16 protein-coding genes and 1 pseudogene are annotated in these 20,605 nt (G+C 44.5%); 5 read left to right on the top strand and 12 right to left on the bottom strand.

The window, feature by feature from the left end; all coding sequences use genetic code 11:
* Positions 1-528: 528 nt before the first annotated feature.
* From JJQ94_RS24345 to JJQ94_RS08255, 6 genes and pseudogenes are all read right to left on the bottom strand, one after another.
* Positions 529-1,646 (bottom strand): annotated as a pseudogene (locus JJQ94_RS24345) (hypothetical protein).
* 48 nt (positions 1,647-1,694) lie between these two features.
* Entirely contained in the window at positions 1,695-3,044 is a 1,350-nt protein-coding gene (locus JJQ94_RS08275) for a type II toxin-antitoxin system HipA family toxin (protein ID WP_099030551.1), read from the bottom strand.
* Entirely contained in the window at positions 3,034-3,324 is a 291-nt protein-coding gene (locus JJQ94_RS08270) for a helix-turn-helix domain-containing protein (RefSeq protein ID WP_010605716.1), read from the bottom strand. Before JJQ94_RS08270 ends, JJQ94_RS08275 begins: the two co-directional genes overlap by 11 nt.
* A 325-nt stretch (positions 3,325-3,649) precedes the next feature.
* Positions 3,650-5,533: a hypothetical protein gene (locus JJQ94_RS08265; RefSeq protein ID WP_099030550.1), complete on the bottom strand. Its 1,884-nt coding sequence runs from the start codon at positions 5,531-5,533 to the stop codon at positions 3,650-3,652.
* A gap of 137 nt (positions 5,534-5,670) precedes the next feature.
* Positions 5,671-8,103 (bottom strand): YbcC family protein, encoded by a 2,433-nt coding sequence (locus JJQ94_RS08260; RefSeq protein ID WP_099030549.1) that lies wholly within the window; start codon positions 8,101-8,103, stop codon positions 5,671-5,673.
* A complete protein-coding gene (locus tag JJQ94_RS08255) occupies positions 8,103-9,671 on the bottom strand; it encodes an NADH-quinone oxidoreductase subunit L (protein WP_099030548.1) in 1,569 nt (522 codons plus the stop codon). Before JJQ94_RS08255 ends, JJQ94_RS08260 begins: the two co-directional genes overlap by 1 nt.
* Before the next feature lie 110 nt (positions 9,672-9,781).
* On the opposite strand from JJQ94_RS08255, the gene JJQ94_RS08250 reads away from it, so the two are divergent.
* On the top strand, positions 9,782-10,675 hold the full coding sequence (locus JJQ94_RS08250; RefSeq protein WP_010368484.1) for a LysR family transcriptional regulator: 894 nt from the start codon (positions 9,782-9,784) through the stop codon (positions 10,673-10,675).
* 164 nt (positions 10,676-10,839) lie between these two features.
* Complete coding sequence (locus JJQ94_RS08245) at positions 10,840-12,459, top strand: DUF342 domain-containing protein (RefSeq protein ID WP_099030547.1); 1,620 nt, start codon at positions 10,840-10,842, stop codon at positions 12,457-12,459.
* A 13-nt stretch (positions 12,460-12,472) separates the two neighbouring features.
* Here the strand turns inward: JJQ94_RS08245 and mutM are convergent, their stop codons facing one another.
* Both mutM and JJQ94_RS08235 read right to left on the bottom strand, forming a co-directional pair.
* Positions 12,473-13,282 (bottom strand): bifunctional DNA-formamidopyrimidine glycosylase/DNA-(apurinic or apyrimidinic site) lyase, encoded by an 810-nt coding sequence (mutM, locus tag JJQ94_RS08240; protein ID WP_099030546.1) that lies wholly within the window; start codon positions 13,280-13,282, stop codon positions 12,473-12,475.
* Between the two features lie 31 nt (positions 13,283-13,313).
* Positions 13,314-13,799 carry a hypothetical protein gene (locus JJQ94_RS08235; protein ID WP_099030545.1) on the bottom strand — a complete coding sequence of 162 codons (486 nt, stop codon included), beginning with the start codon at positions 13,797-13,799 and terminating at the stop codon, positions 13,314-13,316.
* A 207-nt stretch (positions 13,800-14,006) separates the two neighbouring features.
* Between JJQ94_RS08235 and JJQ94_RS08230 the strand changes: the two genes are divergently transcribed.
* Together JJQ94_RS08230 and JJQ94_RS08225 are read left to right on the top strand one after the other, a co-directional pair.
* Positions 14,007-14,930 (top strand): manganese-dependent inorganic pyrophosphatase, encoded by a 924-nt coding sequence (locus tag JJQ94_RS08230; RefSeq protein ID WP_099030544.1) that lies wholly within the window; start codon positions 14,007-14,009, stop codon positions 14,928-14,930.
* Positions 14,931-14,965: 35 nt separating this feature from the next.
* Complete coding sequence (locus JJQ94_RS08225) at positions 14,966-15,655, top strand: helix-turn-helix transcriptional regulator (RefSeq protein WP_099030543.1); 690 nt, start codon at positions 14,966-14,968, stop codon at positions 15,653-15,655.
* Here JJQ94_RS08225 and JJQ94_RS08220 read toward each other — a convergent pair.
* On the bottom strand, positions 15,652-16,050 hold the full coding sequence (locus tag JJQ94_RS08220; RefSeq protein ID WP_099030542.1) for a hypothetical protein: 399 nt from the start codon (positions 16,048-16,050) through the stop codon (positions 15,652-15,654). The two genes, JJQ94_RS08225 and JJQ94_RS08220, sit on opposite strands and share 4 nt — an antisense overlap.
* A 5-nt stretch (positions 16,051-16,055) precedes the next feature.
* Entirely contained in the window at positions 16,056-16,370 is a 315-nt protein-coding gene (locus JJQ94_RS08215) for a hypothetical protein (protein ID WP_052709782.1), read from the bottom strand.
* A 131-nt stretch (positions 16,371-16,501) separates the two neighbouring features.
* On the opposite strand from JJQ94_RS08215, the gene JJQ94_RS08210 reads away from it, so the two are divergent.
* Complete coding sequence (locus tag JJQ94_RS08210; protein ID WP_099030541.1) at positions 16,502-17,203, top strand: transglutaminase-like domain-containing protein; 702 nt, start codon at positions 16,502-16,504, stop codon at positions 17,201-17,203.
* A gap of 56 nt (positions 17,204-17,259) precedes the next feature.
* Here the strand turns inward: JJQ94_RS08210 and JJQ94_RS08205 are convergent, their stop codons facing one another.
* Positions 17,260-18,303: a sensor domain-containing diguanylate cyclase gene (locus JJQ94_RS08205; protein ID WP_099030540.1), complete on the bottom strand. Its 1,044-nt coding sequence runs from the start codon at positions 18,301-18,303 to the stop codon at positions 17,260-17,262.
* 209 nt (positions 18,304-18,512) lie between these two features.
* Positions 18,513-20,141, bottom strand: a complete 1,629-nt coding sequence (gene panP, locus JJQ94_RS08200; protein ID WP_099030539.1) for a pyridoxal-dependent aspartate 1-decarboxylase PanP — start codon at positions 20,139-20,141, stop codon at positions 18,513-18,515.
* Between the last annotated feature and the right edge of the window lie 464 nt (positions 20,142-20,605).

The following is a 20,605-nucleotide window of genomic DNA, read 5'->3' as shown; positions in this document are numbered from 1 at the left end:
AAAGCTATTTCTCCGCTTCAAATTGCTCATTTACCTAATACAATTGGTATTAGGGGTTTGCCCCACTAGTATTAAATAGTTAAACGGAGGCAGTAGGCAGATAAATGCCCAGATCGTGCAGCTTTCTGAGGGTACAGGTAGCTACTTGCCCCAGTTTGTAGATAGTGCCCCAAATAATAAATGCTCTGTGGGCAGGGTTAGAGTGTGGCTAAGTGACGTGAATTAAGACTTTGCCCATACTGCCCCCAAAGCCTAAGAGATAAGTGCCAACAACCTTATCAAAAAAGAGAAAGCCTTTCTCAACTAGAACGAACACCACCACACTTTTATGCGCGATAAAGTGTGCAATGCAAGTTGAGTACTCGTCTATGCGTTTTACCGACCGGGGAAATTCAGCAGTTAGAGGTCTACACAGTGACTTCATAGATAACAATTTGTAAACCTAAATGCGGCATTCAAGCTTTCAACCAATCAAAACTGAATGATATTTTTTACTCACGTCATTTGGCCGACCTATAGCCTCATCGTTTAAAGCGAATCACTCAAGCGATTTAACAATGCTTTACGGCTATTATTCGCCACAACAAAGCGCTTAAAGCGTTGTTCAAACGCCGCTTCACCCACTTTGAACTGATAGGCCTCAAACAGCTGATGCAGATAGCGTGATGCCGCATCGTAACCACTGGCGCAAGTTCGATCCGCTTGCTCTTGTGCTTGCTGCCAGTAGTGCTCACGCCGATTGTAAACATCCGTCAACGCTTTTTCTTTTTCTGCTTTTTCGATGGCTAATTTTTTTGCGAGAGCTGCGGCTTGCTCTTGCTGTAATTGACTTTGCGCTTGCTCAATGAAAGGGGAAATTACCTCGGTGGTTAACCAGTATTGATAGATCTCGTCTGTGTTGGCAGGTTCTTTTCGCGTCAGCGCTAAAGCTTGGTGACGGGTAAGCTGGCCCTGCTCAAACAACATGCGTAATAACGTGTCTTTCTCTGCTTCTGAGAGACTATGGAGCCATGTATCAAACTGAAACTGGGTTTGTTTGGCTTGGTGACTGGGTTGTGCGTTCAGCACCATGGCGAGTGCCTTAACCAATGCTAAAGGAATATCATACAGCGCTGCAAACGCCTGCTCCTCTTCACTGAGGTGCTCAAAATCGAATTGAACTAACGGCACTCGTTCAACGTCATCATTAAAATCAAACGCTTTGAGCCACATAAAGTACACAAGGCGCCAATCCCCTTGCATTAACCCGCTGCGTAAAGCGGCTAAATGCTGGAAAAGTCGTCAGCATGCTCATCGTCAAAATACTCGTCATACTCCTCAAGGGAAAAGATCAGCAACTGCCATTCATCGTTTTCGTGAACATGAAGCCCATCACTTGAAAAGCCAAGTAAAGCTTCAGGGAGCGTTCCTGCTGGTAGCTTGATGTAGGCATCGATTGAGCCCCAATCGGCATAGTAAAAACCGATATCAAAGTATTTTAACATCAGCTCAAAAGGCTCTGCCTTTAGATCACTGTAGGTGTAATACACCTGAAAGGACGTAGCGCTGATCTCGGCACGGCTTGAAATGGCTCTGAGTGCTTGACGTGCTTTAGCATCTAAATACCCATCCAGACGCTCAAATTTATAGTATTGATATTCGCTCACGATGACCTTGCTATGTATTTTTTGTGAATTGAAAAGTTTGTTTTACTGTCATTGAAAAAGCGCTGCATTTTCTTGTTTGCGCTGCTCCAGTGTTTTAGTAATCGCAGATGCTGTCGTTTTACTGATCCCTTGCTGCTGTGCAAGATAAGTAAATTGACTGATGGCTTCTGCAACTTCTTCAATGACTTGCCTTGCATCATGCCAACTCCCATAACCAGCACTGGTCGCTAGTTTTTGCATCACCTTAAGCGGTGGCGCTTTGCCATAACCTCCGAACGCAGTGGCATGCTCGTTAAATGGATGTGGGCTGTAGGTAACATCGTAAAAAGGTGCAGGATTCCATTGACCGTCATCCACTTGCAAAAACGCCCAGTTTTTACTGTGGTCGTCTTGATTAGACGACAGCAGGTTAAAAACGGCACGGCGAAATTGCAGTTGTCCAGCCGCTGGCGATTTACACAACTGACGGCTGGCTTTAATTAAATCAATGTAATCTAAACTTGGCGTTCTAAAGTCTGCATCCAGCAGCCCGCAAGCGCTGTGCATATGCAGGCGACCTGAACTGCGATTGCCGCTTAAATTGGTCTGCTCCGTGACATAATCAAAACGCTTAAGCGCCAACCAGGCAGACGCACCGCTTGTAGTTGGTGCTTCAATGAGTTGCCATTGCGGCGGTTGACACTTAGCAAGTTCTGCCATTTGTAAATAAACCGCCTCACACAAACCTTCTTCATGGCCGAGCGCGAGATTCTTCGAGGTAAATTTAATCAGCCAAGCCTCATCTCCAGGCTGAGCAAAGGTTCGACAATGCTGAGTTTCCCCAGCAGGCATATAAATCTGCGCTTTTGGCCTTGCCCCACCCGAACTACCACCCGCGACTAATGCAACCAGCACCTGCTGAGTATGTCCACCTAACTCATCGTGATTATCATCCATATAATCTGACATTGAAGAATCGAACAGCGTTTGCGCTTCTATGCCTAAAGTAGCTAAATCAATGTCAGCGTTCGTCGTAGTTGAAAACTCAGACACCGGAGAAAAAGACAGCGCTCCCATGCCTTTATCACCGACAAAGGCTAACCTATCCATCGCCGTTAATTGATTAGGCAGGATGCCCCTTTGCCGGAAAATACGATCTTGCAACAGCATGCCCCAGCCATCGGGCAAACAATCTCCAAATACGCCATGTACACCTTGATGCGGCGCTTTAGGTGCGACTTGAACTTGTGTGCTCGACTGCAAAGTAAAAGGTGATAAATTGCCAAACTGCTGCAAATAGCTGTCTGCATACTGAAAAAAAACGCCTTGCCGATTCTGCGCCAAGACCCCTACAGCAACCTGCTCGCCTGAGCTTAACGTACGAGTTACCATGAGTTTTTGAATGGGTTTAAAACTCATCTTTTAGCACCTCATCAATACTCGTGGGTATAGCAGCGCGTTCTTTGCTAGGTTGTGTGAGCTGATAAAGCCTATCCAATGAATCGAGGGTCTGCCATAGCAACAGCAATTGGCGAAATGAAATTTGCCCGGTCAACTCAAACTTCTTAATGGTGGCCGCAGGTACGCAGCTTCGCTCAGCCAATGCAGATCGTGACAATTTTGCCTGCTTTCGTAACTCACGCAAATAAGCCGCATAAGCTTGGCTTACATCGGTATCATCAAGTAAGGTAAAATTCATTCGCAAAGACCAAATGGATACAGTTATATCTATTATAGCGAAATAAAACCAAAAGTGGATACTATCATATCCATTGATGGGTGAGATGCTGAAAGTTCACTCGATAAAGCCCTTCAAAACTTCTATTTTTAAGTCCTAACAGCAGCATAAAAACGGCACTGTTTTTCCGTAGTCATAGCCAAGAAGCACCACTAGGATTTAGTAAAAGCCATAGACAAGTGGTGGGCAGTTTGGTGGGAAAACAGGCATTTTTGAGCGGTTTCTTTTCAGTAAGTTTTTGAGTTTTTAAATGTTTAGATTGCCACCCGAGGGTGGCATTTGTCTGTTACTCTTCTTTGTTTTCGAGTGCTTCTTCTCGGCGTAGATAAGCACCAGCTTCATCACTACTTGCACGCAGTTGATGGTTTTGGTCCACTGCTCTCGTTTGCTGGTTGAGTTGGTACACTTGTGAGGCATTGCCTAAATCACGCTCGCTGGTAATTGCGGCGATGGACTCCCGATCTTTTAAGAAGCTAATCACATCTTTACGGATGTCGCTTAGCTGTGCATCGTCTTTATGCATTTCTAAAATATGTCTTGGGTGCTCTAGGTTTTTCATGCCCGTTGCAGCGAAGGTCGTTGATACAATTCTCGACACCACTATCCAAGGGGTAATACTGCTGCGCACTAGCGTATTTTCAGAGCGTGTGGAATCGTGAATGCCAGTACCTGTTGATATTTTAGACTCAGTAAATGTCCCTTCACACTTAAAATAAACCAGCAGAGATTCAAACTGCATCTCGGCATAGAATACGTGTGCAGCATTGGTTAACATTGACGCAAACGATTTAATCAATAAGCCACTTAGCAGTATATGTGCGGCTACCATCACAACGGCGCTGAATGACGCAATGTTTTCTTCGCTGAAGGCACTAGAAAAATTACTGATATTGGCGCTCGTTACATAGTGGTAAATATCTACTACGGCATAAGCAAAAAAGACGCTTAATCCAAGTGTCACGAGTAGTAGCAAGTTACCGCCAAGTAAGGATAAAAACCTAGAGCGTTCAAATGATTTACCTAAATCTAGGGGTAGAACTTTAGGTTGTACTTCTTGGATCATTTCGCCTTTAAAACCACCTTTACCATCAACTTGTTCTTGCAAGCTGGGATCTAGCTCACGATAAACCCGGTTTGGTACTTCTTTATAACGGCGATTAGCCATTACCAAGTTGTCTAGGTTAATAAATATCTCGTTTGGATGTACTGATTCTTGCCAGTTTTCTCTTAACTCAGACACTTCAACCACTGGGTTTACTTTGTCTAAACGCGCTTTAAGCATAACAGCAATAATGGCGCTACAGCCAAGTGCAAGCACGATAACGCCCGTGAGATAAGCCCAAGTGTGAAGACTAGGTAAGGGCGCAAAAAAGAGCTCAATATCGGCTTTACTTAACTTTCCTTCATCCATGATGTAAGACAAGGTTAAGCCAATCAGGATTGGTAGCACAAAAGAGAGCGAAATCACTTTAGTGAGGGTCGCGCTCCCCAAAGATTCAATGGCATGTTCCGCTTTGCGTGAAATCGGTTTAGCCGCGCTATACCAACATGACAAAATATATATCATCAATAAGGTGCTATAGATTGGAAAAGTAAGCTCCCCAGCATCACCTGCAAAGCCCGAAAGCGATACAAACGCCACCACACCATAAAGCACAAGTGCGGTTAATGTACTCACCCATGCACCAAATAAGCGTTGGCTCATATTTCTGATAGGGTAAGGGAGAAAAAGTAATTTAGGTGCAATGCTGTGAAGCAAACGCGATAAGAAGCCTTTCGGTTCTACAAACGTGCTGTTCTTTCGGCCAATCAACATTTCTTCCAGCGTTTTAGCACGGTAAGCCACATCAGCCTTTTCTTGCTGGGCAGTTGAAGTTTCTGATTTACTGAAGTTATAAGCTAAAGAGGTGGGATGATTACGACCCACAAAAAAGCGCAGCGTTGCATATATTCCTTTTGCAAGAGAAGTGATCCCAAGGCCTAAAATCAACATGCCAAATAGCATGATGATCCAACCCATACCCGCATCGCTCTTAACTGAGCTGGCGGCAATCACCAGTAATGCAATTCCAACAATAGTTTGTATTGCACCGCGAATTGCAGTGATTTTACCTTCCGTTTTAAATGGGTTTTTAAGCCCTAAATCAATAGAGCCATAATCAAAAGCCACTAGCAGCCTCCTTGTATAAACAGTCCAATGTCGGTGGCTAGGGGGTCGTCTAGTTTACGCAGCGTCCAGCAACACCTTTTAATTTCTGCAATACTCTGCACAATAACTTGTTAAGTTGCAACGAGTTTCGTTTGAATTCAAAGAAGTTCCCACTTACTGTTATCAAATCGTCTAACTTCGTTACAATTAGGCGAAATAGACAGAAGATAAAGCCACTCGTTTTCTACCAATTGCTTTACAACAGGGTGTGCTGCCATGATTTGCTCTAGCGCTTCGGTTGGTGCTTGTACAATTACGCTCAAACGTTGTGGGGTATGCATCCATTTTTCACCGTTGTGAACGGATTGCATTGGCAGGCCAATTCGCAAATCTCCGCCATTGCCTTCAAACACCCCAATTCTGCCCCCCACTACATTGTGCAACACCTTGTTACCACTGCCGTATTTGTGAGTATCGGTTACGGAAGCGTTATATTGCATATTGATCCAGTTAGTGACGAGCATTGGGGCGGTTAAAATAGCGGTTAATTGACTAAAGTCTTGGTCTTGCGCAGCGCTGTATTCGTGCAAAAAGACTCGACCTTGCAAGTCAACTCCCTGCGTAACTTGTCTCGGCGCGACCACAAATGCCGCATTGTTGGCAAGGCCCCATTCCGGCCTGACTTGAGACCAATCTTTAGTACGGGCTATAAATTGCTGCTCCAACTGCTGTACGGATAACTCTTTACCAGTTATCGCAAGCGTATGAGCGCGCTCTACTCGAGCCAGATGCGATGCCTGCTTTAACCAGCGGGTTATCTCTGTATCTATTTCACCATAGGGGGTTATTGTTTCAGTGGTTGTATTATGTAGCGCTGCAACAAACCGCGTTTGCGGCGGAATAGCGATGCCTAGCGCGATTAATTCTGCGCGTACCGCTTGGTCGTTAAGAAGTTGCGCGAGTACTTTAACATTCACTTCTCCCGACTGGCCGCCACATGCACCACATTGCAGCCCAGCCTCATGTAAATTATTGGTGGTATGCGCTCCGTGGCCAACCAATAGGACTGTATCAGCAAATTCCGTCAGTCCCATCCCTTTTACTATGCCAGCTGCGAGTTTAGCTTGCTCCAAAATAGAGACTTCGTGTTCACCTTGTTTTAATTGCCACTTCCTTGAATCAATATGGCTATCGACGGGATGCTGAGTTTTTTGTAGTGAAAACACTTTGCTAAATAACTGATAAAAGTAACTCATCCCCATCGACTCCACCATCGAAAATGAAGCCGCAGCGGAGTGAGACCAGCTATGCCAACGGCCAGCTTGCTGGCGTTTTGTAGCTAGGTGCTGGGGTGCGGGCGTTTGTATTGCGGTGATTGGTGCTTTTAATAATCCGGGTAACTGTGGCCGACTAAAACGGCAGTTAATCGCATGATAATCAATCGGTAGGCCAAAAAAGCCAGCATAGCCTAGGGTTTGAATACCTGCGTTTTGAGCTTCTAGCGCGCGGCGGATCACCTCTGAGCGCACATCAATACAAAAAGCCGCTTGTAAGGTCGGTGTAGCTTGCTCACGAGCACCCTCAGATTTTACCTTCTGAGCCTTTAGCTGCCCCACTAAAGTGGCTTGATAACTGAGCTCGAGTGCCCGCTGAAATACCAGTCGCGGCAACAATGCCTTTTTATGCTCAAGCACAATCTCAGCAAGTTGCAGCTTTTGCTTGTTCCAATGGTATTGAATACGGGTAAAGGTCGTTGGATGACGCTCACTTACATAACGCCAAATCACCAGCTCCCACGCCATTCGAATGGCCAATAGCGCACGCATATCGGAAGCCGGATGCTGGGAAAGATCTGCTTGCCAGCGTTCATAAGCCGCCCAAGATGCCCAACCATTAATGTCTAACAGTAGCATGTGCGCATAATCACTCAGCTCATTAAAACCAATCCCTAAGGTGTCGACAGCAAGTGCAATTAAAGATTCAGGAGACGTTGGCAAAGCCTTAAAGTAATCCACTAAACCCGACTCCCCCATGACGATGCTTATTCCCAAATCTCGTGATACGGTTTCATGCCAGTGACGATACAAACAGAGTCTATCTTCACCTTGGGTTTGTTTGAGAATAGGCTGCACCTGCTGATAATGCGCGGCGCAAAATTGGCTAATTTGGTGGCTGATCTCCTCTTGCCATGGCATCTTATGCTCAGAGCGATAACGGTCAAGCAGATCCGCTAATGTATGCCAATGTGGCAACTCGCCGCAGTGACTTTTTTTGAGCCAATTGAGTAGCGCATTGGTGCTGCGTTCCACCGCGTAATGCGCCGCAGATTGCTGCAAGGCTTGCTCTGAAATCGCCTCTTGCTGCCATTTTTCAAGATAAAATGCTACGGGCATCAGCATTCTAACCTGTGCCAATGCACTCATTTTATTGACCACAGCATCAAAAGGCAGATCGCGCATTCCCCAAAATGGATTCACTGCGATCAATTGATCGAGCGGCCAAGTTGGCGCAATGCGTGTTTCAGCGCTCAGGAGTTGTTGCTGTTGCGGCTTGGATAGATGAGTCTGTTTGTTGTCTTGTGTGTCTATCATTACTTCTGCTCCTCGTGCCCTGCAGCATAGCGATGAATGGCTAGGTGTTTCTGCTTTTTAATACTTGGCAAATGGACAGGCCAAAGTAATATGGTTAACCGCGTCATCCACTCGTCTAAATACAGCCCGGCATACAACACCCGAGAGAGTTTTTGCACTGTTACCAGATGTGCGCGGTAATAGAGCAGATAATTTACTACGATGAGTACCACTACTAGGCTGAGCAACCAAATATCAGCACCATCAAGTGCTTGCGCCCTGAGCTCATTTGGTAGCGCGACCACCAAGTGCAATAGCCATTTTTGCGCACTATAGGCTGCCAACAACACAACAGCTGCGGTGATAATTCTAAAATAGCTACTAGGGGCTTGCGCCTCAAAACGCAGCGCTAGCCACACGGTTAAAGCGCCAACCATTAACCCCCAAATACTGATAGGACCTTGATATTCAATTACCACTGCGGCTGCAGTGGTTAGTCCGGTCGCCACGGCAAGTGCAATAAGCCATTGCCACAAAGGCGGCTCAAGTTGGTCGCTCAAGCGACGAGTCAAATCTTCATGGATCCACTGGCTTGAGTTTAAAAATGCGTGAGCCTTGTAGGCTGAATGGGCCAATAAATGCAGCAGCGCTAATTCATATAGTCCCAAAGCACACTCCACTAGCATCAGCCCCATTTGCGCACAGGTTGACCAAGCCAAGCGCACTTTTAAACTGATCCGCGTTGTCATGATAAGCGCGGCCAATAATGTCGTTACTCCTGCCACAATCAAGAGCAGCCATTTCGCAGCTTCTACGCGTAAGATCAAAGGGCCAAACACCATCACCAAAAAACCACCCAGATTAATGATCCCGGCATGCAGCAGAGCACTTACCGGTGTGGGTGATTCAACCACTTGCATCAACCAGCCATGCACTGGCAGTTGCGCGCACTTTATCAGCGCCACAATTGCAAGTAAGCCAGCTGCTGATTGCTCTAGTACAGTCAGTGTCGTTGAGTGAGTTAAGTAATAGTCGGTGATGTCATTAAGCTGGAGCATGCCAGTGCTGAGGTAGATACAAATAAAAGCCCCCAGCAATGCACTTTCTGCCAAGCGTGCCAAAATAAACTTTTTGTGTGCGGCCAATGCCGCTCTCGGGCGGTTAGGATAAAACAGCAGTAGACGATGCAGGCTCAAACTAATACCGACCCAAGCCAACCAAAATAGGATTAGGTGATTACTGAGCACCACTATAGTCACACTCAGTAATGTCGTGAGTAGATAGCGAAAATAACGGCCTCGGTGTTTTTCACCATGTAAATAATGAATGGAGTAACGCAGTAATATAAAGCTCATAAAGCCAATCAATGACATCACGCTAAGCCGTAAAAAGTTTATTTCAAACAGGCTACTGGCAATATCACCTTGCGTCGCCCAACTCCCCCAGCCAAGAGCGATACAAATTGCCACTCCGATGGCAAAACCGTTCGCGATACGAAACAACCCAGCGTTACGACGAGACGCTTTGCTCATGAAAGACGCAGCAATCAAAAAGTGTAATAGCAACAACACCACTAAGATATTAATCATCACTTTCTATGCTTCTCACCTAAGTCTTGAATTAAGTCATTATTCCAACCTTTTTAATTTAATAAAAATAGATATAATTTAACTATTCGTTCTGTTTTACTTATACATAGATGAGCCGACTTAATTATCACCATCTTTACTACTTTTGGCAGGTCGCCAAGCTCGGAAACCTGACGCAAGCAGCTAAAGAATTACATGTTTCGCAGTCTGCGCTCTCGGCGCAAATCAAACAGCTGGAACATAATGTCGGAGTATCGCTATTTGAGCGCGTAGGCCGCAGCTTAATGCTTACCGATCAGGGTAAAAAGGTGCTGAGCTATGCCGATGATATTTTTACCACGGGGCAAGAGCTCGAAGCCTTGCTAAGCAAAGGCGTACAGTCAACCACCCATGTGACTATTGGGGTGTTGACCACGTTATCACGTAACTTTGTAGAAGCTTTTATTAGTCCTTTAATGCGGCGTAGCGATGTGCAATTTAAGTTAAAGTCAGGCAGTATTTCAGAGCTACTCAACGGCTTAACCAATTATGAGCTGGATTTAGTGCTTACCAACCGAACAATAAACCTAGATACTTCAGATCCCTATTGGCAGTGCCAATTAGTAGCCAAGCAACCGCTGGCGATCATTGGTCCGCCTGCCCTCAAGCCAAGCACGCCATTTCCACAAGGCTTTGAAAAAACACGCTGGATCTTGCCACCTGCCAACTCAGATTTACGCACCGCATTTAATGCGCTGTGCGCTCAGTATCAGTATTTCCCCAACATTTTGGCAGAGGTCGACGATATGGCGATGATGCGACTACTGGCACGAGATAGTGGCGCGGTAGCCGTTTTACCTGCCGTAGTAGTAAAAGACGAAATAGCCCAAGGGGTGCTACAGCAATATCAGGAACTACCTAATATTTATGAGTATTTTTATGCGATTTCAACACAGAAAAAGGTTGTTCCTGAAGCAATTAAAATCCTGCTGCAAGAAGCGCGTGATAAGCCCGCACATTTTTAAGCACGCTGATTTTTATTCACCTGAAAGTATTAGAAAATCACGATTTATTTCTGTTTTTTAACTTAACCCATATTAACGTAAGAAAATTGGCCTAAGCACTTGACCAATTGATGTTTATTTAGCAAGCTGAAACTATAGGATAAAAATTCGACGAGGCAGTTATCGTGTTCAAGCTTGCGCACAATGGCAATATCTTAATGGATGTGAAGTCTGCTTCACCGCCGAGTGCTGCGTTTGTGATTGAAGCCCTTGAAAAGTCGCAATTTGCCGACTGCGAAATTGATCACGACTCGATTAATGCCTTCTTCCAAAGCGACTTTCCAGAGAGCCAAATTGTCGTTGCTAAACAACATGATGCCGAATTTAAAGTCACCTTAAGTGACGATAAAATGCAAGCCTTTGCGCAACTTAAAACGGCTCGTGGTGGTAAAGCGGTATCATTAGAAGAAGCAAAAAAAGCCATTGTTAAAGCAGGCGTCAGCCGTGGTTATAAACAAGCTTACCTAGAAAATATCCTGCGCAAACAATTTGAACTTCCACCTGGTGAAGAGGCATCTGGGTTAATCGCCCAAGGCCGACCACCACAAGACGGTCAGTCGGCAAAATTACTGCCGCATGTACAAACTTTAAAAGAGAGACTCAAGCAGCCAAGAATGCGTGAAGATGGCACTGTTGATATGCGTGATTTTGGCAAGCTTGCAAGCGTGGCACCGGGTGATTTACTGGTGACTCAAAAGCCCGCAACACCAGGTAAAGAAGGCTTTACGGTTAGCGGAGAGAGTATTGAAGCAAAACCCGGCGACTCGTTTCAGCTTATGGCAGGTGAAGGCACCGAGATCAACCCTAACAACCCACTAGAGCTTATCGCAACTATCGCAGGTTGCCCCTCAGATATCGCCAACGGTATGCGCGTGGATGACGTATTTACGATTGCCGACGTCACAGTAAAAAGTGGCCATGTCGACTTTAATGGCAGCGTCATAGTCACCCATAATGTGGAGCCGGGTATGCACGTAACCGCACAAGGCGATATCACAGTGCTCGGCACAGTGGAATCTGGGGAACTTATCGCTGGTGGTCATATTGAGGTGCGAGGTGGCGTTATCGGCCATGTCGACCATCAAAATAATGAGCAAGGCTTAACCTGCAAACTTATCGCCAAGGGCAATATTGAGATTGCCCATGGACAATATACTTACCTTGAAGGCGATAACATTATTATCAATAAGCAAAGTAACCACTGCGATATTAAAGCGCAAAAGCTGATACAAGTTGGCACTGGCGATCATCCAAATGGCAAGTTGATAGGTGGCTCAATCATAGATGCGCAAATGGTGGTTGCGGGAGAGATTGGCAGTGAGTCTGGTGCTAAGATGATGATTTATCTGGCACGCAAAGGTCTTAAAATCACCCAAGAAACCGATACCCTCTTCAAAGAAGTTGCCGCTACCAATGATTCTTTAGATCAACTACAGCAAGCGATTGAAAAAGCAGAGTTAGTAAAAGACGCCGCTAAAAAGCAACAACTCAAAACTAAAATTGGCGCAACACAAATGCACTACTGCCAACAAGCCGAGCACCTTGAGCAAAAACTCAGCCAGCTTGATCACGACTTACACGATCTACTCGAGAACACTAAGCTTGCAGCAAATAAAGCGCTTCATTCAGGGGTTGAAATCCATATCTTTGACCGCGTGTATAAAACAACCCGCAGTTATCCCCCTTGCTCTGCAACGCTGCAAGAAAACCAAGTTAAGATAGACTTTAAAACCGCAGGTTCCTAGCCTGCACTTTGCTCTAACGCTGACACTTAGAGCAATACACGGTGCTGCGTTGTCCTAAACGTATCTCTTTTAATGGTGTTTCGCAGCTTACGCAAGGTTCACCTTTTCGACCATACACCAGCAACTCTTGGGCAAAATAGCCCGGTTTACCATCACTTTGAGCAAAGTCTTTAAGTGTCGTTCCCCCTTGTTTGATAGCTGCACTTAAGGTTTTCTTGATGATCGGCGTCAGTAATTGGTAGCGTTTAAGTGAAATTTTACCTGCTTCTTTTTTGGGGTGGATCCCCGCTTTAAACAAAGATTCATTGGCATAAATATTACCCACACCAACCACCACATGATTATCCATAACAAATTGTTTAATCGGCTGCTTTTTGCCTCTGCTTTTTTCAAATAAATACTCTGCAGTAAACAGATCGGTCAACGGCTCAGGACCTAGCTTTTCAAAAACGCTATGATCTTCGCCTGCACCTTGCCATAAAAAGGCACCAAAGCGACGCGGGTCGTTCAATCTGAGCGACTTACCTGAGGCCAGAATGATCTCCACATGATCATGCTTTTTTAGTGGCTCTTTGCTATCAACAACACGTAAGTTTCCTGACATCCCCAAATGCAAAATCGCAGTGCCATGCTTGGATTCGATAAGCAAATATTTTGCCCGTCGTTTAACCGCAAGCACCTTCTCACCTTCAAGCAATTGTACTTCCTCTGGTACAGGCCATCTTAGCTTGTCATTGTGTACTTTTACGCTTTGGATAATATGTTGCTCTAAATACGGTTGAATGCCTAAACGGCTCACTTCGACTTCTGGTAACTCAGGCATAATTCACTCTATTACTGTGTGGTTTGTGATACTACAATTCTATGGGTAGAAATAATGCTTTGGCTTGCACGCTATCAAGCTCAAACCAACGCTGTTGTTGTTTATCAAATAATACAAAGCCATTATCGCTAGGATACAGCTGGTAGCTAAGGGGAAGCTCTTGAGTTGCCAGCCAAAACTGCGCAGCGCTCAGCGCGGGATCCAACTGTTTTGGCGCCTCAACAACCAATAGCTGTAAACTTTGCCACTTGGCAACAAGCGCACGTAAGGCATCTTCACTAAAGCTCTGGTTTGAGCCTTGCGGTAACTCAATACGCCAGCTCGTGCCAATGCGTTCAATTTTATAGCCAGGAAATGCCACGGTTAAGACAAAGCTTTGCTCTGGCAGCACAGCTTGTATCTTTGCTTTGTCGTCACTGGGATTCAATTTATAGTGAAGGCCGTTGAGAAAAAAGATCATCAGTAACATGGAAAAGATCACCACGTTATTCCACGCCTTACGGCTCATTTGAATCATACACATCTCCTAAGCGTTTGAGCGGTTAGTGTATAATACTAATTTACATTTATACATGCTCAATTAGCCCTTGCTCGCCGAGGCTATTTCGCCTAATTCAACAATCTGTCGTTACCGTCCCCTATCTACGCCAAATTGCGCATTTACACTATTTAAATGACAAGTTATTTTGCTAGAATGTGGGCAAAATTTTAAGGAGTTCCGTCAATGGCAATGTATGTAGTGGGTCATAAGATCCCTGATTCAGATTCAATCTGCGGTGCAATCGCACTTGCTTATTTAAAAAACCAAATTGGTGAAGAAGCAATCCCTACACGTTTGGGTGAAGTCTCACCGGAGACTCAGTTTATTCTTGACCGTTTTGGTTTTGAAGCACCAGAGCTTAAGATGAGCTATGCTGGCGAAGATGTGTATATCGTTGACCACACTGAAAAAACACAAGCACCAGACGACATTGATAAAGCAACTGTGGTTGGCGTAGTTGATCACCACAAACTAGGCGACCTTACAACTTCAACACCACTTGAGTGTTGGATCCGCCCAGTGGGCTGTAGTAACACGATTATTAAAATGATGTACGACTTCTACGATGTAGAAATCCCAGCAAACATTGCTGGCATCATGATGTGTGCAATCCTAAGCGACACAGTCATCTTCAAATCACCAACTTGTACCACTGCGGATATCAAATGTGTTGAAGCACTGGCCGAAATCGCGGGTGTTGATGATGCTAAAGAGCTTGGCATGGAAATGTTCAAGGTGAAATCAGCAGTTGAAGGCACACCAATTCGTGACCTAGTCATGCGTGATTTCAAAGACTTTAACATGAATGGCAACCTTGTTGGTATTGGCCAGCTTGAAGTGGTTGACCTTGCTGTATTTGATAAGATCAAAGATGAGCTACATGCCGATATCGCGAAATTAAAAGAAGAAGGTAATCGCCACAGTGTGATGCTACTACTTACTGATATCATGAAAGAAGGCTCACAAATGCTGATCGCTTCTGATGATGAAGCGATCATCGCAAAAGCATACGACGTTGAGCCTGAAGCAAGCAAAGTATGGTTGGACGGTGTACTGAGCCGTAAAAAGCAAGTTGTACCACCATTGCAAGACGCATTTGCTGGTTAATACTGCTCGCCGAGGCGAAAGTCTCGGCTGCTTTTATGCTGCACCTCACTCCGGGTATATTCGCCTCCTTTGTCAAAGACTTGAATGCCGCGCGCCATTCACATCACCTTATTCAAATCAACCTGCCCTTGAGCGACTGTATCGCGAAAATCGGTGACAAGACGCTATTTGGCCCAAGCGTAATTGCTAGTGGCGTAGAACATAGCTTAAAAATGACCTCAGGCTGGGTGATATTAGTCGAGCCAAAAAGCGTGTATGGCAAGCAACTCCAGAGCAACAGCTGCGCAGCAATCAAGATAAATACTGCACCAAAGAGCAATGCCAAGCTTGCCGAGTTAATACACACTGTAGGACTTACCAAACTCCCAACGACGGATTTAGATCCACGAATTGGCCGTGTATTGGCGCAATTAGATGCTTGTTTTAACGCACAAACTTGCCTTAAACCCAGTCACTTCAGCGCAAATACGATTGCCGAGTCACTTTATCTCTCACCAAGTCGCTTTTTACATCTTTTCACCGAGCAAGTGGGGATAGCATGGCGACCTTATGTGCTGTGGCGCAGGCTGATCTGTTCAGTTGTCGCCATACAACAAGGCAACAACCTTACACAAGCAGCCATGCTCGCAGGGTTTGCAGATAGTGCTCATTTGAGCCGTACATTTAAACGGCAGTTTGGCATTACACCGACTGAGGCGTTAAAAACACAAAGCGCTATAAACTAAGCCGTTTGTTTATTACCTCGTTTATAAGCTTCACCAATCAACTTGACCATAGGTAGCGACGATATGGTTAATACGACGAGAAAAATAATCGAATGAACAATCATCTCATCGACCGTATAGCCAATACGAAACTGAATAAATGCTTGGATCTGAATGTAAACATTGGCAGCAATAAATAGTGCTAATGACACGCTCCAAAACCACACATCTGTGATAGGACGCTTGCCATAAGCGACGCAAAAGGCACCAAATACATTTAAGAGATCTGCGACCAATAACACAATCCCAGTAAACACGCTCGATTCTATTGCTAAATGATCCGGCAGCGTAAATGCATCATAGATTGAGGCAATAAACGTCAGTAGTAAGAAATAAAATAAGACTTTCCATTTCATGCAAGTTACCACCAATAACCGTAAGGAATTTCATCAGGATCTTTGGGGAGTCTTCTCCATGCTTCCTCATTTTCCACGTAATATCTTATGAAATTTCTACGCACTGCTCCTACAGGTGCCAATGCAGCAATCATGTTAAGCAATGCTTTAAATTCCTTAGAGCTCCTGCCCGACTGCCCAAATACTATTTTGAGTGTTGGCTGTAGCTTCTTGTATGTTTTGTTGGCTTCGGCTTTGTCCTTATACATACTTCTATAGAGGAAATCTCCAACCCCAACAGCTTTGTATACCTTACCAAAGAATTTTATTACTTTTTGCATAGGTTCCTTCCCTAAATAAAAAACCCTAACAACTTAACGAAATATAAATTAACAAATAATGAACTTAGCCAGTTTATTCAAGCTTAGTTACCTAAGTTGCATCACACTGCTACCAAAATAGGAGCATAACCATGAAGCAATTTTTAGTAACTACCCCTTTAGTTGATTATCAACATTCAGAGATCCAAAGCTTAATAGACGTAAAAGGTTGGCAGCAACTTGACGCCATCACGGCAGCGGAGCAAATCTATAACTTCGTCAAAGACGACATCGAATTTGGTTATAGTGAGACAGATACACTAACTGCAAGCCAAGTGCTTAAGCAAGGTTATGGCCAGTGCAATACCAAAGGAACATTACTGGTTGCACTGCTAAGGGCTTGTGATATTCCAACACGGGTTCATGGGTTTGAGATAGCCAACGATCTTAAGCAAGGGTTAATTCCTACCCTACTGACATGGTTTGCCCCAAAAAGTATTATCCATAGTTGGGTTGAGGTTTATCTAGAGGAGCACTGGGTAGAGCTTGAAGGTTACATAATAGATGACGGCTACCTTAAACAGGTTCAGCAACAGTTCTCGAAGGCAGAAGGCTTTACGGGATTTGGTATTTCCACTCCCTGTTTACAGCAACCCGACAATCGTTTTTCGTTAAATGGTGCATATATTCAAAGGCAAAGTATTACACGTGATTTAGGGTTTTATACAAATCCAGATGCGCTGTATCAACAACACAAAAATCTAACTGGCATCAAGCAATGGCTCTATGCACACTGCTTTAGACATTGGATAAACCAAAGGGTAAAGCGCGTCAGAGCCGGGCGCTTCAACTAACTTGAGCGTGTGATAGCAACTTGGCAATGATTGTGGTTGGTATATTCAACACCACCTTACTGCGCGGGGATCACGCAGTTGCGGCCTGCAGCTTTGGCTTGATACACCGCGTGATCAACGGCTTTTAACGAATGACCAAAAGGCAAATTGGTATTGACTTCAGCAACCCCAAAGCTTGATGTAATGGTGATCTCCCCTGATGGTGTGGAGATAACCGATTGTTCTATTTCTTGTCGCAGGCGCTCGGCAATCACCATCGCTGAATTTACCGGTGTGTTAGGTAACAGCACAATAAACTCTTCCCCCCCTAAGCGACACATACAATCTTCTAACCTCAAGGTATTTACACAGATCTCGGCAAAGCTTTTTAACACTAAATCACCGGTTTCATGGCCGTGATTATCGTTGATTTTTTTAAAGTGATCTATGTCTAGCATCATCATACTAAATGGATGATCAAAGCGTGCATGACGACTGATCTCACGGTTCGCGTTATCCATTAAAAAACGTCGATTACTCAATCCAGTAAGTGGATCTTTAAACGCCATGTCAGTGAGTTGAAGCTGTAACTGCCATAACTCTTTAACCAGTAATCGGCGACTACAGCAGTCCGCAATCATTTCTGCAAAAGCAATTTCATCTTTGTGCCACGTACGTACGCCATTATTCCCCTCACAGCACACTACTCCGTGAGGAATACCATTTTTAAAGATCACCGTATCTAACATGGTCACTATGTGGTTTGAGGTTAAATAACATTCTTTAAATTCAGACGTTCTGGGGTCAGCGGCAGCGTCGTTCGCATCTATCGATTGACCACTGTTGATTGCTGAAAAATAAGCGGGAAAGTTTTCATACGTTAAGGCTGGCAATTGCACAGGTAACTCGTCACCCTGCCAATCTGTATTAGCAACATTGATAAGCTCAGAAGGTTTGTCAAGATCGTCAAACAACCAAACAGAAACTCGCGTGACGTCTAAGGTAAGCTTACCTTCATCAAGTAAATCAATCAGGAAGCTTTGAAATGTTCCCGATACATCAAGCTCTTGCGAGCTGAGCCGCCGAAGCCTCTGAGTGACATTGCTAAAGTTCTTCAACATAATACGAAGATTTTATTCTTTTCTGCAAGCATAACGCGCCTTAATTTTTAAGCATAGTATTAAATACTAGAATTAACCTATGTTTAGGAATATTTTCACACGATTATGTAAGAAATAAGAATATAAGTAGAGCAATCCAAAAAGGGGTAATGCTAAAAGGTAATAAACCTGAGCTTATTAAAGTGGCGCGAAGCCACTTTAATAGTTGGTCATTTAATATATTTTGCGAGGTATTTTTTAAATACGGGATCTGACATTGCCAATTGGCGTTGCTCATCCATGATTTCTTTAAGCAAAGACTCTGATGTCAGAGGGTTGGCCAAAACCACTCGGAATACCACCGTGGGTTGGCGATCATATTGCTCTGGTGTTAAGCGTGTTCGAGAAACAAAAGAGCGGCCTGCTTCACGCTGACGCTTTTGCATGCTCGCAGTAAAACGGTTGAGTGCAGCATAAATATCTATCTTCTCTTGTTCATCCGCTTGTGCGATTGCCGCTTTTATTTGCTCAGGCACATAGCGGTAAGTCAGCAAACATAGCTCAGGTTCAGAGATCAGCTCAAAATCAGGGGTTTGTTTAATTAGTTCAGCAAAATACCGCGCCTTTTCAATCCCTTTATCAATGAGCATCTCATAGCCTTGACGACCAATGACTCGCAGACATGCGTGCACTAACATCGCCATACCAGGACGGCTCCCCTCTAAAGTATGACTACCCAGATCTTTAGAGCCTTTCCGTAAGATGTATTCGGCGTGATGTTCAATTGCATCAGATGCTGCGGGGTCTTTAAATAGCACCATACCCGCCCCCATAGGCACATACATTTGCTTGTGCGCATCTATGGTTATTGAATCTGCTCGCTCCACCCCTTTAAGAAGGTGGCGATTGTTATTCGATAGTAGTGTTGCTCCACCCCAAGCGGCGTCGACATGAAAGTGGCAATTGAGCTCTTCGGCTAAATCAGCCATCTCTTCTAACGGGTCAATATTACCCGTTTCGGTTGTCCCTGCAACACCAACTAAAGCCAGTACTTTAATCCCTTGCGCTTCAAGCTCATGAGCTTTAGTTCGCATGGCATCAACATCCACCTTATTGTTGCCAGCTGTTTTGATTGAAATGAAGTTATCGCGGCCAATGCCTAGCACATCTGCGGCCTTACCTAGTGAATAATGGCCTCTTTCAGAAACCAAGACCGCTAAGCCTCGGTAGCCATAATGTAGCATTGCAGCCACAATACCCGATGCACCAATGCCTTTAAATTCACCATCCGCTTTTAGTAAGCGGTTTCTTGCAATCCAAAGCGCGGTTATATTGGCAATTGTGCCACCAGAACAAAAAGCACCAAGTGACGTTTTTGCGCTGTGCATCCACTTATCGTAGAAAGCATCATCGCTGCCATAAACCAAGTGATGCATCATTCCCAACACTTGACGTTCAAGTGGAGTAAAGGCTTTTGACGTTTCAATTTTGACTAGGTTCTGATTGAGTCCCACCATCAACTTCGACAGAGGCAACACGAAATGCGGTAAAGCTGAGGTCATATGCCCGATAAAACTTGGTGCCGCGGTATGCACTGAGTGGGCAACTAATTGCTCCATGATATCTTGCGCATAGTCTGAGACAAACATCGGCACTTCAGGGATCACTGCCGACTGAAAGTCTTTTTCAACTTCGTGCAGTGGCTTTTCGATTGCCGCAATATTCTCATTTAAAAAGCCAGCCAAATTGCTCGAGATTTCTTGCTCGATTCTGCTTAAAGTTGAATCAGGCGCCTCAGGCACGGTAAATATACGCATTAAGCTTTCTTCAGACGCAACGGCGCAACGCTTTGGACCCATCAATACTACCTAAACATCAAACGGTGCAGTAGCCTACCTACCCATTTTATAAATTGAGTAGATACAAATTGCACAAGAGATTGTGATACATGAAATGGCTAACTTTACTGTAAAGAAAGGGAATTGTCTTCTATTGTCTAGTTAAAATTCATGAAACATTGACAATTTTATGAAAACCCAGCGAAAGTTCAGTGAAAAATCCCTCCGTATTCTGACGTTTCTATTTTACATTCTCGTCAAAAATAAGGTATAAAATGGGGACATAAACCCAGCAAAACGGTATATTGCCGACTTGCCCGCAACAATACATTTTATTGATCATTGGAGAAAAAGTTTTTTGCTTTATTTCTTCTCAAGTCGCCAATTTATGTTGTATTGTTTATATTATGTAACAAAATAGCCACCACGCTTACGCCAGTTAGGTATTTTATCGTTGTTAGATAACGATATTGTGGATAAAGGAT

This window comes from Pseudoalteromonas sp. GCY (assembly GCF_016695175.1).
In the GTDB taxonomy this organism is placed as follows: Bacteria; Pseudomonadota; Gammaproteobacteria; order Enterobacterales; family Alteromonadaceae; genus Pseudoalteromonas.
Note: the sequence above shows the minus strand (reverse complement) of the source record. Positions and strands in the feature narration are given on the sequence as shown.